We start from the raw sequence: 15,406 nt of genomic DNA, 5'->3' as shown, positions 1-15,406 counted from the left end.
ACCCTCACACCTTCGAAAGCGACTGTTCGAGGTCGGCGATGATGTCCTTGACGTCCTCAATGCCGATCGAGAGGCGGACGACATCGGGGCCGGCGCCGGCGGCGGTCTTCTGTTCGTCGGTCAGCTGGCGATGGGTGGTGGAGGCCGGGTGTATCACCAGAGAGCGCGTGTCGCCGATATTTGCGAGGTGGGAGAAGAGTTCCAGCCCTTCCACCAGGGCCTTGCCCGCGTCGTAGCCGCCCTTGACGCCGAAGGTGAAGACGGAGCCGGCGCCCTTCGGCGAATAGCGGCTCTGCAGGGTATGGTTCGGATCGTCTTCGAGCCCGGCATAATTCACCCAGGCAATCTTGCTATGCGCCTTCAGCCATTTGGCGACAGCAAGGGCATTGTCGCTGTGGCGCTGCATCCTGAGCGGCAGCGTTTCGATGCCGGTGAGGATCAGGAACGCGTTGAAGGGCGAGATGGCTGGACCGAGATCGCGCAGGCCGAGCACGCGGGCGGCGATCGCGAAGGCGAAATTGCCGAAGGTCGAATGCAGCACCATGCCGTTATATTCCGGGCGCGGAGTGGACAGCATCGGATAGCTGCCGGACTTCGACCAATCGAAGGTGCCGCCGTCGACGATGATGCCGCCCATGGAATTGCCATGACCGCCGAGGAACTTCGTCAGCGAATGCACGACGATGTCGGCGCCATGCTCGATCGGACGGATGAGGTAAGGCGTCGCCATCGTATTGTCGACGATCAGCGGCAGGCCGCGTCTGTGCGCCACCTCGGCGATCGCGGCGATATCGACGAAGGCGCCGCCCGGATTGGCAAGGCTCTCGATGAAGATCGCCCGCGTCTTCTCGTCGATTCGGCTTTCGAAGCTTGACGGATCGGCGGAATCGGCCCAGCGCACCTGCCAGCCGAAATTCTCGAAGGCATTGCCGAACTGATTGATCGAGCCGCCGTAAAGCTGCCTTGCCGCGACGAAATTCTCGCCCGGCCGCATGATCGTATGAAAGACGATGACCTGCGCGGCATGACCGGACGCCACGGCAAGCGCTGCGGTGCCGCCCTCAAGGGCGGCCACGCGCTCCTCCAATACCGCCTGCGTCGGGTTCATGATGCGCGTATAGATATTGCCGAAGGCCTGGAGGCCGAAGAGCGAAGCGGCGTGATCGGAATCGTTGAAGATGAAGGCTGTCGTCTGGTAGATCGGCGTCGCCCGCGCCCCCGTCGCCGGGTCGGGCTGCGCACCGGCATGGATTGCCAGCGTGTTGAAACCCGGATCGTTCTTCGCCATGTCGTCCTCCCGTCGCTATTGATGGCGGGAGCATAGACTACGATCCGCAAAAGTTAACCGCTTTGCGTTTCAACCATCGGACGTTCCCGGAAAAATCCATGCACTCATGCGGCAAGGCGCGGGATTTCGATTGCGGGGCAGCGGTCCATCACGACCTTTATACTGGCCGCTTCTGCCTTCGCCGCGGCAGCATCGTCGCGCACGCCAAGCTGCGACCAGATTACCTTCGGCCTCCAGATAAGCGTCAGAGCCTCATCCACCACGTCCTGGAGATATTCGGAAGCGCGAAACACATCGACCATATCGACCGGCACTGGGATATCGGCGAGCCGGGCGTAGACGAGCTGGCCCTGGATCTGCTTGCCTGCCTGCCCGGGATTAACGGGAATGACATTGTAGCCGCGCGACAGGAGATAGCCCATCACGCCGTTGCTCGGCCGTGCCGGATTGGGCGACGCGCCGGTCAGCGCAATCGTCTTCACGGAATTCAGAATTCCGGCAATGTAATCATCAGGATAACGGTCGTGGTTCATCGGCTTTCCTCCAGCCGCCACTATCTGCAAAAAGTTGAAACCGGCGGCTTTTTTCGGGCGTATATATACGCGCTCAGGATCCAAGGAGGAACAACCCATGAGAAAACTTGCTCTCGTCGCAGCACTTGTCCTTGCGGCCACGCCGGCACTGGCGATCTCCCGCTACAATCCGCTTTCCATGACCTGCCAGAGCGCGCGTGCCGCCATCCACAATGAGGGCGCCGTCATCTTCCGCTGGACCTCGCCGCGCGGCCTGCCGCTCTACGATCGTTACGTCCGCAACAGCCGCTACTGCGATGCCAACGAATACGCGGAGTGGAAGAACATACCGACAAGAGACGACCGATCCTGCCCGGTTCTCAATTGCCAGAGCATCGACAACCTGGACGGGATGTTCTTTGTGCCGGACAATTACTTGTAATCCTCCGCAGCGATGCGAAAACGATTTCGTAAAGGCCGGAACCATTCAGCAGCCGACTTTTGGCTGTTCGAAATGATTCGAATTACTACTTGGGTTTGCATCAAAATGGATATAGCAAAATTATAGAACAATCTCTTTATTACAGAAGTATAAATCGAAGGAGGACTAAGCGGAGAAATATTATCATCTATTAAGCTTCTTTCGTCTTCCTTTTGTTCCTTTTTCGTTCTCATATCTATTAGAAACATCTCATAGTTGAATAAGTATGACTAAAATGAACGCATGTCGAGCGCACGCTTTACGCGCCGATTTTGCAATGCCTTAACCGGGAATTTGAATGTCACAATTCCCATTTCTGAACAGAAGGCCAGCCGCTGGTTGCAAAATCCGCCCGCAAGATTGATTTCTACGTGAACGCGGCTCATACCGTGTTCCCTCCAGATTGCCTCCCGTTTCTCCATTCCGGTCCGCATCGTGTCCCTCGACGTCATTCTGCTCGTTCTCTTCGGCGCATTTCTGCACGCAACATGGAACGCGATCATCAAGGCGGGAACCAACAAGTCGCTGGACGCGGCGCTAGTTTCCGCCGGCGGGGCCGTGGCGGCGATGCCGTTCCTGGCCTTCCTGCCATTGCCGCAGCCTGCGGCCTGGCCTTTCATCGGCGCATCGGCGATCCTGCAATTTGCGTATTTTCAGTTGGTAGCGGCCGCTTACCGCGCAGGCGATATCGGCCTCGTCTATCCGCTGATGCGCGGTTGCGCGCCGCTCCTAATCACCGCCACAAGCGGTTTCGTACTGAACGAGAGCCTTTCGGGCGGCGCTCTCATCGGCACGATGACGATCTGCGCCGGCATTCTGACGCTTGCCTTCGAGGCGCGGCACGGCAGCCGGCACGCCATCATGCTCGCGCTCGTCAACGCCTGCGTCATCGCCAGCTATACCTATGTCGACGGCATTGGCGCGCGCATTTCCGGCAATGCTATTTCCTATACGCTGTGGATGGCGCTGCTGCCGCCGGTGCTGCTCTTCGCCTGGGCGATCGGCCGGCACGGGCTCTTCACCGTCGCCATTCACGTCCGCTACAACTGGTGGCGCGGACTCCTCGGCGGCTCAGGCTCGATTGCCTCCTACGGGTTCGCCCTCTGGGCCATGACAAAGGCGCCTATCGCCACCGTCGCCGCGCTGCGGGAAACGTCGATCCTTTTCGCACTCATCATTTCCGTCGTAGTGCTGAAGGAAAAGGCGAGCGTCTGGCGCTACATCGCCGGTGCGGTCATCGCTCTCGGCGGACTGATCCTGAAGCTGGGGTAAGGCCTACGCAGCAGATTGAGCTGGATCCTCTTCCGAAATCCGCTCGCCGTTTTCACGCTCGGCAACGGCAACAGATTGCAGATTGAGCCAAAACTGCGGATCGCTACCAAAATAACGGTCGAGGCGAAGCGGGGCTGACGGCACGCTTCTCGTTGAGAATTTCCGAAATACGGCCACAGTTGATGCGCAGCGCCATTGCCCGACAACGCGCTTGCAGTTCCTCCTTGGGAATGCTTGCGGGACGAACTTCGAACATTGCCTTCCTGCTACTCGCCCGTCCATTCCGGCATCCGCTTTGCAAGGAACGCGCCGATGCCTTCCTCCGCGTCCGCGGTCAGCATGTTGTCGACCATCACCTGGGCCGCATAGCTATAGGCTTCTTCCACAGGCATATCGAGTTGGCGGTAGAAGGCCTCCTTGCCGATCTTCAGCGTCAGCGGCGATTTCGAGGCGATGACGGACGCGTATTTCGTCACGACCTGCGTCAGGTACTGCCTAGGCACGATACGGTTGACGAGGCCGAAATCCTTGGCGGTCGAGGCATCGATCGTCTCGCCGGTGAGCAGCATTTCCATCGCCTGCTTGCGGTGCGCGGCGCGCGTAACGGCGACCATGGGCGTCGAGCAGAAGAGCCCGATATTGACACCCGGCGTACAGAAGGTCGCGTTGTCGGTGCAGATCGCCAGATCGCAGGAGGCCACGAGCTGGCAGCCTGCTGCCGTTGCCAGGCCTTCGATCTCCGCGATCACCGGCTTCGGTAGGCGGATGATTTCCAGCATCAGATCGGCAGCGAGTGCAAATGTCTCCTCGAAGAAGGCCACCCCGCCGTCCGGATCGGCGCGATGGGCCGTCAGTTCTTTGAGATCGTGGCCGGCCGAGAAAACGGTGCCGGTCGATGCGATGACCACGACGCGGACAGCCGTGTCCTTTGCGGCGTTTTGCAGTTCGCCCATCAGCGTTTCCATGACCGCGATCGAAAGCGCGTGGGCCGGCGGATTGTTGAATGTCAGCCGCAATATGCCGTCGCTGAACTGGCGAAGGACGAGTGCACCCTCACCCGCTTTGCTTGGATCCTTCCTGAAGGATACGACTTCGGCCATGGTCTAACTCCTCACATTGCGATTTCGTGCTAACAGTTCTGGCACAAGCTACCGGCAATTTCGAGGAGAAGCGATGCAACCGGTGATGACGATCGCGGAGCTCCACCAATTTCTGGAAACCGACTTCCCGCAAATCCATACAGACGGCCGCGTCTTCACGGTGACGGACATTACGCCCGGCAGCGTCTCGATGCGGCTCGATCCATCCGACCGGCACCTGCGCCCCGGCGGCACCGTGTCCGGCCCTGCCCTCTTCACGCTAGCGGACGTCACCGCCTACGCCGCGGTGCTCGCCCATGTCGGCCCCGTCGCGCTTGCCGTCACCACCAGCCTCAACATCAACTTCCTGCGTCTGCCGAAGCTGCAGCCGACGACCTGCACCTGCAAAATCCTCAAGCTCGGAAAGCGGCTCGCCGTCATCGAGGCGGCCATCTTTCAACAGAATTCGGCCGAATTGGTGGCCCACGCAACGGCAACTTATTCGATTCCACCGCGATAAATTTACGGTAACATATTACCACATAATCAACACATTGATTTTGTTCCGTATTTTTTATAGTAGAGCGAATAAGTAATATTGACCGTAAAAGCCTTTCCCTCTATACACCGCGCCAGAAAGGCAGCCTTTCCGGGCGGCTTTCTTTTTGGCGCGCCTTCGGGTGCGTCAAACCAAGCAACAAGAAACGCCCTTGGCCCTCGGGCTCAGGGATCCGAAAGAGAGAATTTACTATGGCAACCTTCTCCCAGAAGCCTGCAGAGGTGGAGAAGAAGTGGGTGATCATCGACGCCGAAGGGCTTGTCGTTGGCCGTCTCGCTTCCATCATCGCTATGCGTCTGCGCGGCAAGCACAAAGCTACTTTCACGCCTCACGTTGACGACGGCGACAACGTTATCGTCATCAACGCCGACAAGGTCGTTTTCACCGGCAAGAAGTATTCCGACAAAGTCTACTACTGGCATACCGGTTATGCCGGCGGCATCAAGGAGCGTAGCGCTCGCCAGATCATCGAAGGCCGCTTCCCGGAGCGCGTCCTTGAGAAGGCCGTTGAGCGCATGGTTCCGCGCGGCCCGCTCGGCCGCCGCCAGATGAAGAACCTCCGCGTCTACGCCGGTTCCAACCATCCCCATGAAGCACAGCAGCCGGCCGTCCTCGACGTCGCCAAGCTGAACAAGAAGAATGTAAGGAGCGCCTAAGAATGGCAGACCTCTCCTCCCTGAAGGATCTCGGCACGTCGTCGGAAGCAGCTGCTCCCGTTCACGTCCGCAAGGTCGATTCGCTTGGCCGCTCCTATGCGACCGGCAAGCGTAAGGACGCCGTAGCCCGTGTTTGGCTAAAGCCCGGCTCAGGCAAAATCACCATCAACGGCAAGGACTTTTCGGCATACTTCGCCCGTCCGGTCCTGCAGATGATCCTGCGCCAGCCGATCGTCGCAGCTAGCCGCGACGGCCAGTTCGACATCGTTGCAACTGTTGCAGGCGGCGGTCTTTCCGGCCAGGCCGGTGCCGTTCGTCACGGTCTTTCCAAGGCACTCACCTACTTCGAGCCGGGCCTTCGCGGCGTGCTCAAGAAGGGTGGCTTCCTGACCCGCGACAGCCGCGTCGTCGAGCGTAAGAAGTATGGTAAGGCCAAGGCCCGCCGTTCGTTCCAGTTCTCGAAGCGCTAATCGCTTCGGCATACGGATTTTTTTGCGAAGGCCGGGTTTTCCCGGCCTTTTCTTTTTGCCACCCTCGCAACCGGCCGTCAGATCGGCAGCTCGGTCGTCGACTTCAGTTCGCGCAGGACGAAGCTCGAAACCACGTTGCGCACATGCGGATTGCGCATCAGGTAGCGTGTCATGAAGGCTTCGTAGGCCTCGACGTCGCGCGCCCTGATCTTCAGCATATAGTCGAACGTCCCGGACAGCGCGTAGCATTCCATGATCTCGGGCCGGTCGCGCACTGCGGCGGCAAAGGCTTCGATCGCCTCCTCGTGGTGATCCTCCAACGTCACATGGGCGATGATGCAGAGCTTGAGATCAAGCTTGGCCGGATCGAGAAGCGCCACGCGCTTGCGAATGACGCCTTCCGTCTCGAGTTCCTGCATTTTGCGCCAGGCGGTGCTTTGCGACATGCCGGCCTTTTCGGCGAGTTCGGCAAGCGACAGACCGCTGCCGGCCTGCACAAGCTGCAGGAGTTTGCGGGCCGCTTTCACATTTTCTTTCATTTTTTCCTCTCTTCGCGGATTATTCTCCCATTTTCTAACCATAATCCGGCAATGCTGAAATGTTTACCCGCATTTCCGGGATATAATGGTGGTGACATGACAGCCGGCGACTGAAATTGCCCCAACTCATTGGATCAGAAGAACGGGAGGCCGCTCATGACCAAGGAAAGCACCTACACGGCGAACCTGCCGGATGCGGACGGCATCTATCACTACACGGCCGAGGAAGACCAAATCTGGAACGAGCTTTATCAGCGCCAGATGACGCTGCTCGCCGACAAAGCCTGCCGGGAATATCTGGACGGCGTGAAGACGCTCGGATTGAAGCCGGACAAGGTTCCGCAGCTTCGCGACGTCAACCGGCGCCTCAATGAAACCACCGGCTTCGGCGTGGAAGGGGTGCCAGCCCTCATCCCGCCGTCGCGCTTCTATGAATTGCTGTCGCAGGGCAGGTTTCCACTGGCGACGTTCATCCGCCGCCGCGAACACATCGACTATATCGAGGAGCCGGACATCTTCCACGAGGTCTTCGGCCATTGTCCGCTGCTGACCAACCAGAGCTACGCCAATTTCGTGCGCCGCTTCGGCGAGAAGGCTGTCGGCCTCGGAAAGGGATATTCTTGGCATCTGTTCCGGATTTTCTGGTTCACGGTGGAATTCGGCCTGATCAACACGTCGCAGGGACGCCGCTGCTTCGGCGCCGGCATCGTCTCCTCGCCCAGCGAGACGCGGGCGGCGATGGAGGGCGAGGCATGCGAGTTCCGGCCCTTCGACCTGATGACGGTGCTGAGGACGCCATACCGGATCGACATCGTCCAGCCAATCTACTACGTGATTGACAGCTTTTCGCAGCTGGAGTCGATCATCGAGGAAGATATCGGCGCCCGCGTCAACGAGGCCAAGGCGCTCGGCGACTTTCCGCCGGCATTCGAAGCCAAGGCGTCCTGAGAGGCCGGAATTTCGCTTCCTTCGGGCTTGCCTTGTCGGCTCTGATTGTCCAACGTCCCGCCAAGCTATGATGGAGGGACGCCATGGCAGAGAAGTCGATCGATCACGCCTTTACGGCAACCAGCCTCACTTCGACGGCCACCGATCCGACCTTTGCCGGCGCGCTTTCGTTCATGCGGCGGCGGTTCACGAAGGATCTCGTGGGTGCCGACGCTGTCGTCTGGGGCGTCCCTTTTGACGCAGCGACCTCCAACAGACCGGGAACGCGCTTCGGGCCGCAGGCGATCCGCCGCGCCTCGGCAATCTTCGACAACGATCCGCAGTATCCCTTCAATCGCGAGATTTTCGCCGAGGTGGCGGTGATCGACTACGGCGACTGCCTGCTCGACTACGGCAATCACCAAGAGACACCGGCGGCCATCGAGCGGCAGGCAAACACAATTCTAGACAGCGGCGCCTTCATGCTGACGCTCGGCGGCGATCACTATGTCACATGGCCGATCGTGAAAGCGCATGCCGCCAGGCACGGACCGCTGGCGCTGGTGCAGTTCGACGCACATCAGGATACCTGGCTCGACGACGAACGGCGGATCGACCACGGCTCCTTCGTGGCGCGCGCCGTCCGCGACGGCATCATCGATCCCGGCCGCTCCATCCAGATCGGCATCCGCACCCACGCGCCGGAGGATTTCGGCATCCGGATTCTCTACGGCCACCAGGTCGAAGAGATGAGCGCCGCCGAGATCGCTTCGATAGTGATCTCGCACACGAATGGCGCTCCGGCCTATCTGACCTTCGATATCGACTGCCTCGATCCGGCCTATGCGCCGGGCACTGGCACGCCGGTTGCGGGCGGGCCGTCGAGCGCCAAGATTCTTTCGGTCCTGCAGCGCCTGCAGCAGCTCGATATCCGCGGCGCGGACGTGGTCGAGGTCTCGCCGCCCTACGATCACGCGGACATCACCGCCATTGCGGGGGCGACAGTGGCGATGTATATGCTGGGGCTCCGCGCCGAGAGGCGCGCGGCGGCACGCTGAAGCCGTTATCAAACTGACTCAACTTCATGGCACATTGATCCGGAAGCAATCCGAACTCATTGAAAGCGCAGGATTATCATGGCACCGAAAATCTTCATCGATGGCGAACACGGCACGACGGGTCTGCAGATCCGCACGCGCATGGCCGGCCGCCGTGATGTCGAGCTTTTGTCCATTCCGGAAGCCGAACGCCGCAATGCCGCAATGCGCGAGGACATGCTGAACAGCGCGGATATAGCCATCCTCTGCCTGCCCGACGATGCGTCGAAGGAAGCTGTTCAGATGGTTTCGGCGAACAACAATGCGCGTGTCATCGACACGTCGACCGCCTTCCGCGTCAATCCCGGCTGGGCCTACGGGTTTGCCGAGATGGACAAGGAGCAGGCCGGTAAGATCAGGGCCGCCCGCTTCGTCGCCAATCCGGGCTGCTATCCGACGGGCGCCATCGGCCTCATCCGGCCGCTGCGTGCCGCCGGCATCCTGCCGGACGGCTATCCGGTCACCGTCAACGCGGTCTCCGGCTATACCGGCGGCGGCAAGCAGATGATCGCGCAGATCGAAGACCAAAGCCGCGAAGACGCGATCACCGCGCCGCATTTCCTTTACGGCCTGCCGCTGACCCACAAGCATGTGCCGGAGATGAAAATCCATGGTCTGCTCGACCGCGCACCGATCTTCTCGCCTTCCGTCGGCAAGTTCCCGCAGGGCATGATCGTGCAGGTGCCGCTCTATCTCGACGATCTCCCGGGTGACGTGACGCTAGAGAGCATCCATGCGGCGCTGACGGCACATTATGCCGGCCAGGACATCGTCACGGTCGTGCCGCTCGAGAAAAGCCGCACGCTTCCACGCATTGATGCCGTCGAGCTTGCCGGCAAGGACACGATGAAGCTCTTCGTGTTCGGAACGCCCGGCGCGGGCCAGGTCAACCTCGTCGCCTTGCTCGACAATCTCGGCAAGGGGGCCTCGGGCGCAGCCGTCCAGAACATGGACCTGATGCTCGCCTCGTAAACCGTCCGGAGCCCCGCCGACATGCCGAACGATACGCTTCGGCGGGCGTTGCCGAATGGTTTTCCGCAGCGCTGTCGGAGGATGGTATGCTTACGTTGATCTTTTTTTGGCCTTCGTTGCCGGGCTCGCGCGCGGCTTTCGGGCCTCGGGGCGGCGGCGCTGATCTTCATTCCGCTCGGCGGCGCGATCGTCAGCCCGAAGCTGATTCCGCCCATTTTGCTGCTCATTGACGGACTTGCGACGCTCGGCATGATTCCACCTGCCTGGCACAGCGCCGACCGGCGCGAGGTGTTCGCGATGGCGGCCGGAGCAAGGAGAGCACCTTCCGGCTGATCTGCTATCTGCTCATCGCCGCGGCCGCCATTTCGGCATGCCGGCGCTCGACGGGATTTTGCGGTAAGCGCCCGACGCCACCTCCTGCTCAGTCTCTTTCGGCAACTATCGTGTCGCGCGGAAACTCGCCGTAGAAGGCGCGCCAGTTGGCGACGGCGAAGCCCAGGACGACGAGGGCGCCGGCCTGGTGCAGAAGACCCCAATGAAGCGGGACCTGCAGGAGGAGTGTGGCGATGCCGATTGCGGCCTGCAGCGCGACGAGCGCGAAGAGGACGACGGCGCGGCGGGCGTGGGTAGTTTGAGGGGCTGCGCGGAGCGCGATCACCATGTTGATCAACGCGAGCGCGAAGAGCGCGTAGGCGCCGGCGCGATGGATGAACTGTACGGTCTTCGGGTTTTCAAAGAAGTTGATCCAGGCGGGCTGCTGGATAAGAAGATCGGACGGGATGATCGCGCCATCCATCAGCGGCCAGGTGTTGTAGGTGAAGCCTGCATCGAGGCCGGCAACCAGCGCGCCGAGATAGATCTGGAAGAGCGAGAGGGCTGCGATTATCGCAGCCCATGTCCGCGAGCTCGCGGTGGGCGCGGTGTCATCCGAATGGGGAGAAAGGCCGCGCATGATCCACATGCAGGCCGCAAAGATCAGACAGGCCATGACGAGGTGCGTCGCCAGGCGATACTGGCTGACATCGGTGCGGACCGAAAGACCGGAAGAGACCATCCACCAGCCGATGAAGCCCTGCAGGCCGCCGAGCGCCAGGATACCGATGAGCGGCCAGCGCAGATGCCGTTCGACCATGCCCGCCACCCAGAAATAGGCAAGCGGCAAAGCAAAAATGACGCCGATCCCCGCGGGCGATCAGCCGATGCGCCCATTCCCACCAGAAGATGGTCTTGAAATCCTCGACGGTCATGTCGCTATTCAACTGCTGGAATTCGGGGATGCGCTGGTAGAGCTTGAACTCTTCCTCCCATTCGGCGGCAGTGAGCGGCGGAACGATCCCATGGATCGGCTTCCACTCGGTGATCGAGAGGCCGGAATTGGTAAGCCGCGTCGCGCCGCCGACGAGGACGAGACTGACGAGCGCGAGAAGCACGAAACCAAGCCACATGCGGAGCGCGCGGCGGTTCCTGTCCAGCCTGTGGACCTCGCTCAAGATCGCCTGTTCCGTGGTCGAGTTCGCGACAGCCATGATTGCTCCTTCTTTCCGGCAGTTGATTTGCCCCACCGGCTCATGCAAAACAAGCCCCGAAGCTTTGCGGCATGCCGTCGCGCCGCTCCATATGTTCCGGAAAGAGAATTCATGCCCGTCCGCTTGCGCAAATTCATCGGCACGATCCTCATCGTCGTTCTCGTGATTCTTTATGCGCTTTTGGCGAACACGATCGCCGTCGCGACGCTCGCGGAATCCCCGTGGTGGGTCCACCTTCTCTATTTCTCGCTGACCGGCCTTCTTTGGGTTCTACCAGCTATGCTGATCATCAAATGGATGGCCGGCCCGCGGCCGAAGTGAGTGCCGTTAACGCCGGAATAACCGTGATCCGCGGAAAAGACGGCCTCCCCTCTTGCATTTAAGCCAAATGAAGGCACTCGCCCTTTATGCTTCCGGCCAAGCCATCTTGACCGGAGAAGACCCGTGCAGACGCAAAAGCTCGATGCCCATCAACCGCCGCTCGACGAAGCGGCGAAAGCCGAGACCAGCATCGCAAGCCTTCACTCACTTGGTGCGAAGCTCGCGGTCGCAGAACTCGATGTCACGGTCTTCGACACGATGGCACCGCTGGAAAAGGATTGGCGCGCGCTGGAGCGGAACAATCTGACATCGCTCCATCAGGCCTATGACTGGTGTCACAGCTGGGTCAGCGCCTACAGACGGCCGCTCGCCATTTTGCGGGGCGTCTGCGGGCTAGAGACGGCCTTTATCCTGCCGGTTGAAATCGAACGCGTCCATGGCGTGCGGATCGCGAAATTCATCGGTGCCGATCACAGCAATATCAATACCGGGCTTTTCTCGGAGCATGTTCTCCACGGCAGCGGTGATCTCGACGCGCATCGTTTCGCAAAGAGCCTTCGCCACGCCCTCCGCGGCAAGGCCGATCTGCTGCTGCTGCAGAACATCCCGCTGGAATGGCGCGGCCGGAGGAACCCGCTCGGCCTGCTGCCGGTGGTGCAGAACCAGAACCACGCCTATCAGCTGCCGCTGCTTGAAAACTTCGAGGCGACCCTCAAGCAATTGAACGCCAAGAGCCGCCGGAAAAAGTTTCGGGTGCAATCGAAGCGGCTCGAGGCCATTGGCGGCTTCGACTATGTCGCAGGCGGGATGGCCGATGAGCAGCACGCCTTTCTTGAGCAGTTCTTTGCGCAGAAAGCCGAGCGCTTCAAGGCACTCGGGCTGCTTGACGTCTTTGCGGATGCGGATACGCGGGCTTTCCTCCATAGCCTGATCGATAGTCGCAACGGCGATGATTTCGGGCTGCAGATGCACGCGATCCGTCTCAAGGGCGAGAATGAAGGCCATATCGCGGCGCTGTCCGGCATTTCGCGCAAGGGCGATCACGTGGTCTGCCAATTCAGCTCGATCGACGAGAGCCTGGCGGCCGATGCAAGCCCGGGCGAATTCCTCTTTTGGCAGATGATTTCCGGCCTGCATGGGAAGGGCACTGCGCTCTTCGATTTCGGCCTCGGCGACCAGGTCTACAAGCGCTCCTGGGCACCGATCGAAACGGATCACCACGACGTCGTGCTGCCGGTCTCTGCTATCGGACGCATCGCCGGGATTGCACACCGGATGATCACGCGGAGCAAGGCCTATATCAAGGCCCGCCCGGATCTCTATAAATTCGCACAGCGCATCCGGGCAAAGATCGGCGCCTGATCAGGCAGCGTGACGCCGGAGGTCTTCCGCGATGGCCTCGCCGCCGGACATCAGCACGACTCGCTGATAGCCCGCCTTCTCGAACTCCGTCATCGCGAAGACGAATTCCTCTTCGATCACCTCCGGCATCGAAAGGATGATCTCGACATCCTTGCTGCGCGTGAGGCGGGAGACGCCGGCAACATCGGCTGCGCCGCACTCGACGATCACGAGGTCGTAGGCAGAGGACAATGCATCGAGCAGCAGCGAAAGCCGGTCTGCGCCGCGCATCGCCTGACGGATATCGCTGGTGCCTTGCGGGATCAGGTGCGCGTCGGAGTGACGGTCGCCATGGATCGTTTCACCGAAGGCGGCAGCACCGCAGAGCAGATCGGTGACGCCCGGCGCGTTCGGATCCTCAGCCATCAGCTCGGTCGGATAGCCGGAACCGGTCATGTCGACCAGAACCACGCGCCGACCGGCATCGGTCAGCGTGCGGGCAAGTGTAACGGTTGCCGCGGAGCCATCATCACCGGTTGGCGATATCGCGACGGCGAGCGTTGCCCGGCTGCTCGTCAGGTAGTCCGCGACGGAGCTGATCGAAAATTCGTTTTCTTCTTGCAGAGCTGCATGTGGTTCTGCGGAAGCCTCCTCCGCAGGCTCCTCCTCCACCGGTGCCGAAAGCATGCTGGGCTTGACATCACGCCTGGCTTTCGGCGTCGCGGCGGCCTGCCTGCCTTCCTCGATCGGCGCGGCGGCGGGCTCGACGCTGCCGACGACCGGGCGCAAAGCCCGGCCGCTGAAGAGCTCAGCCAGCATGATGACGATCGCGCTCGTGATCAGTGTCGCGATGGCGGCAACGGCAACGATCGGCACGACTTTCGGGAAATACGGATCGACTGGCTCGATGGCGCGCGAGACGATGCGCGCATCCGCCGGGCTTGAATTGCTGTCGGCGCGGGAAGCGGCTTCCCGATAGCGCGCGAGGTAGGTTTCGAGCAGCTGGCGCTGGGCGTTCGCCTCGCGCTGCAGCGCATTGAGGCCGACCTCGTCCTCGCCCGCCTGGGCGCTGTTTGCCTGCAACGTGCCGGACTGGCGCTCGAGTTCGGCGGCCCGAAGACCGGCGACCTTCGCCTCGCTCTCGATGCTGGCCAGGATCTTCTGCGTCTCCTGGCGGATCTGCGTCTTGATGTCGGCAAGCTGCGCACGCAGGCTCTTCAGCCTCGGATGGTTGTTGAGCAGCGACGTGCTGAGATCGGAAATCTGCGACTGGAGGCCCGATTCGGTGGCCTTCAGGCGCTGCATGGATTGCGACGCTATGATGTCCGGCAGCGTATCCGACGCCTCGCCGGAGGCAAGGGCGTTGCGGACGGACTGGGCGCGTGCCTCCGCATTTGCCTTCTCGCCGCGCACGCGGGTCAGCTCGGCTGAGATATCATTGAGCTGCTGCTGGGGAAAATTGCTGCCGCCGTTCGTTGGCAGGAGGCCGTGCTTGGCCCGGTATTCGGCAACCTTTTGCTCGGCCTCGCTCACCTTCCGGCGGAGGCTGTCGATTTCCGGCTCGAGCCAGCGGGTGGCTTCGGAGTTCGTATCGAGTTTCGCGCCGCTCTGCGTCGCAAGATAGACATTCGCCATGGCATTCGGGATGCGCGCGGCAACCTTCGGGTCTTTCGACGTGAAGGTGATGCCGATGACGCGCGAACCCGGAACCTGGTAAACCTGGAGACGTTCCATGAACGCGTCGATCACCCGCTCTTCCGGCGGATTTTCGAGCGGGTTCTTCTTGATTTGCAGCGCCACGAGGATATCGCTCAGCGCCGAGCCGTTGGCGGCATTGTCGAACTCGGGCAGCTCATAGAGCTTCTCGCTGTTGATGACCTGCTTGATGATATCGGCGGACTGCAGGAGCTGAACCTGGCTCGCAATGTTCAACTCGTCGAGCAGCGGCCCGGCATTGCCGTCGTTCGACCCCGTATTGGCGAAGGCCGGTGCGCGCTGCTCAATCAGCAGACGCGTTTCGGCACGGTATTTCGGCGAGATCATCTTGGCGCCGGCAAAGGCAACCCCTGCCCCGATCAGCGTGATCGCGAGAACCTTTAGCCGGCGCGTCCAGACTCCTCGCGCGAGCTGGCCAAGGTCGATGTCCACATCCTGATTACCCGCTACGCCGGACATACTCGTACTCCAAGAACAAACATGGCGCGAAGCGTAAACGACTATAGTAACCCGACGGTTAATGTTGCCTGGCACAAGCAAAGCAAAGCGTGACCGGGCGAAAGGCAAAAAATCCGACGCATTTTTACCGGCCATTAACCCTAACGGATCGATAACGGCAGCATCGAGTTCGTTTCCTGTGAGCATAACGC

15 protein-coding genes and 2 pseudogenes are annotated in these 15,406 nt (G+C 60.9%); 11 read left to right on the top strand and 6 right to left on the bottom strand.

The annotated features are described in order from the left end of the window. Window positions 1-4: 4 nt before the first annotated feature. Both ACZ9BX_RS02765 and ACZ9BX_RS02760 read right to left on the bottom strand, forming a co-directional pair. A complete protein-coding gene (locus tag ACZ9BX_RS02765) occupies window positions 5-1,288 on the bottom strand; it encodes an O-acetylhomoserine aminocarboxypropyltransferase (RefSeq protein WP_476215579.1) in 1,284 nt (427 codons plus the stop codon). 104 nt (window positions 1,289-1,392) lie between these two features. After that, window positions 1,393-1,821, bottom strand: a complete 429-nt coding sequence (locus tag ACZ9BX_RS02760) for a CoA-binding protein (protein WP_476215577.1) — start codon at window positions 1,819-1,821, stop codon at window positions 1,393-1,395. A 97-nt stretch (window positions 1,822-1,918) separates the two neighbouring features. Between ACZ9BX_RS02760 and ACZ9BX_RS02755 the strand changes: the two genes are divergently transcribed. Both ACZ9BX_RS02755 and ACZ9BX_RS02750 read left to right on the top strand, forming a co-directional pair. Further along, window positions 1,919-2,242 carry a hypothetical protein gene (locus ACZ9BX_RS02755; RefSeq protein ID WP_476215576.1) on the top strand — a complete coding sequence of 108 codons (324 nt, stop codon included), beginning with the start codon at window positions 1,919-1,921 and terminating at the stop codon, window positions 2,240-2,242. A 474-nt stretch (window positions 2,243-2,716) separates the two neighbouring features. Continuing rightward, the gene (locus ACZ9BX_RS02750; RefSeq protein WP_476215574.1) at window positions 2,717-3,553 is read left to right on the top strand and encodes an EamA family transporter; all 837 of its coding nucleotides are present in this window, start codon (window positions 2,717-2,719) and stop codon (window positions 3,551-3,553) included. Between the two features lie 266 nt (window positions 3,554-3,819). Here the strand turns inward: ACZ9BX_RS02750 and ACZ9BX_RS02745 are convergent, their stop codons facing one another. Further along, window positions 3,820-4,653 carry an enoyl-CoA hydratase gene (locus ACZ9BX_RS02745; protein ID WP_476215572.1) on the bottom strand — a complete coding sequence of 278 codons (834 nt, stop codon included), beginning with the start codon at window positions 4,651-4,653 and terminating at the stop codon, window positions 3,820-3,822. Window positions 4,654-4,726: 73 nt separating this feature from the next. Between ACZ9BX_RS02745 and ACZ9BX_RS02740 the strand changes: the two genes are divergently transcribed. The 3 genes from ACZ9BX_RS02740 to rpsI all read left to right on the top strand — a co-directional run bounded on the left by ACZ9BX_RS02740 (window position 4,727) and on the right by rpsI (window position 6,317). Beyond that, the gene (locus tag ACZ9BX_RS02740; RefSeq protein ID WP_476215570.1) at window positions 4,727-5,152 is read left to right on the top strand and encodes a PaaI family thioesterase; all 426 of its coding nucleotides are present in this window, start codon (window positions 4,727-4,729) and stop codon (window positions 5,150-5,152) included. A gap of 230 nt (window positions 5,153-5,382) precedes the next feature. After that, a complete protein-coding gene (gene rplM, locus ACZ9BX_RS02735; protein ID WP_027508511.1) occupies window positions 5,383-5,847 on the top strand; it encodes a 50S ribosomal protein L13 in 465 nt (154 codons plus the stop codon). A gap of 2 nt (window positions 5,848-5,849) precedes the next feature. Beyond that, window positions 5,850-6,317 carry a 30S ribosomal protein S9 gene (rpsI, locus tag ACZ9BX_RS02730; RefSeq protein WP_027508510.1) on the top strand — a complete coding sequence of 156 codons (468 nt, stop codon included), beginning with the start codon at window positions 5,850-5,852 and terminating at the stop codon, window positions 6,315-6,317. Window positions 6,318-6,394: 77 nt separating this feature from the next. Here the strand turns inward: rpsI and ACZ9BX_RS02725 are convergent, their stop codons facing one another. Then, window positions 6,395-6,856: an Lrp/AsnC family transcriptional regulator gene (locus ACZ9BX_RS02725; RefSeq protein ID WP_027508509.1), complete on the bottom strand. Its 462-nt coding sequence runs from the start codon at window positions 6,854-6,856 to the stop codon at window positions 6,395-6,397. A gap of 156 nt (window positions 6,857-7,012) precedes the next feature. Between ACZ9BX_RS02725 and ACZ9BX_RS02720 the strand changes: the two genes are divergently transcribed. The 4 genes and pseudogenes from ACZ9BX_RS02720 to ACZ9BX_RS02705 all read left to right on the top strand — a co-directional run. Then, complete coding sequence (locus tag ACZ9BX_RS02720; RefSeq protein ID WP_476215567.1) at window positions 7,013-7,804, top strand: phenylalanine 4-monooxygenase; 792 nt, start codon at window positions 7,013-7,015, stop codon at window positions 7,802-7,804. Between the two features lie 83 nt (window positions 7,805-7,887). Further along, a complete protein-coding gene (speB, locus tag ACZ9BX_RS02715) occupies window positions 7,888-8,841 on the top strand; it encodes an agmatinase (RefSeq protein WP_476215565.1) in 954 nt (317 codons plus the stop codon). Between the two features lie 78 nt (window positions 8,842-8,919). Next, on the top strand, window positions 8,920-9,852 hold the full coding sequence (argC, locus tag ACZ9BX_RS02710; protein ID WP_476215563.1) for an N-acetyl-gamma-glutamyl-phosphate reductase: 933 nt from the start codon (window positions 8,920-8,922) through the stop codon (window positions 9,850-9,852). A gap of 86 nt (window positions 9,853-9,938) precedes the next feature. Then, window positions 9,939-10,164, top strand: a pseudogene (locus ACZ9BX_RS02705) (sulfite exporter TauE/SafE family protein); the annotation flags it as partial. A 109-nt stretch (window positions 10,165-10,273) separates the two neighbouring features. Here ACZ9BX_RS02705 and ACZ9BX_RS02700 read toward each other — a convergent pair. After that, a pseudogene (locus ACZ9BX_RS02700) lies at window positions 10,274-11,378 on the bottom strand (COX15/CtaA family protein). Window positions 11,379-11,489: 111 nt separating this feature from the next. Here ACZ9BX_RS02700 and ACZ9BX_RS02695 point away from each other — a divergent pair. After that, window positions 11,490-11,699 (top strand): DUF2842 domain-containing protein, encoded by a 210-nt coding sequence (locus ACZ9BX_RS02695; RefSeq protein ID WP_132561542.1) that lies wholly within the window; start codon window positions 11,490-11,492, stop codon window positions 11,697-11,699. A gap of 123 nt (window positions 11,700-11,822) precedes the next feature. Continuing rightward, complete coding sequence (locus ACZ9BX_RS02690) at window positions 11,823-13,061, top strand: GNAT family N-acetyltransferase (RefSeq protein WP_476215561.1); 1,239 nt, start codon at window positions 11,823-11,825, stop codon at window positions 13,059-13,061. Here the strand turns inward: ACZ9BX_RS02690 and ACZ9BX_RS02685 are convergent, their stop codons facing one another. After that, complete coding sequence (locus ACZ9BX_RS02685; protein ID WP_476215559.1) at window positions 13,062-15,215, bottom strand: GumC family protein; 2,154 nt, start codon at window positions 15,213-15,215, stop codon at window positions 13,062-13,064. It lies immediately after the preceding gene. Between the last annotated feature and the right edge of the window lie 191 nt (window positions 15,216-15,406).

The sequence above is a fragment of the Rhizobium sp. USDA 3886 genome, assembly GCF_056279785.1.
This window is presented reverse-complemented; position numbering and strand designations above follow the sequence as displayed.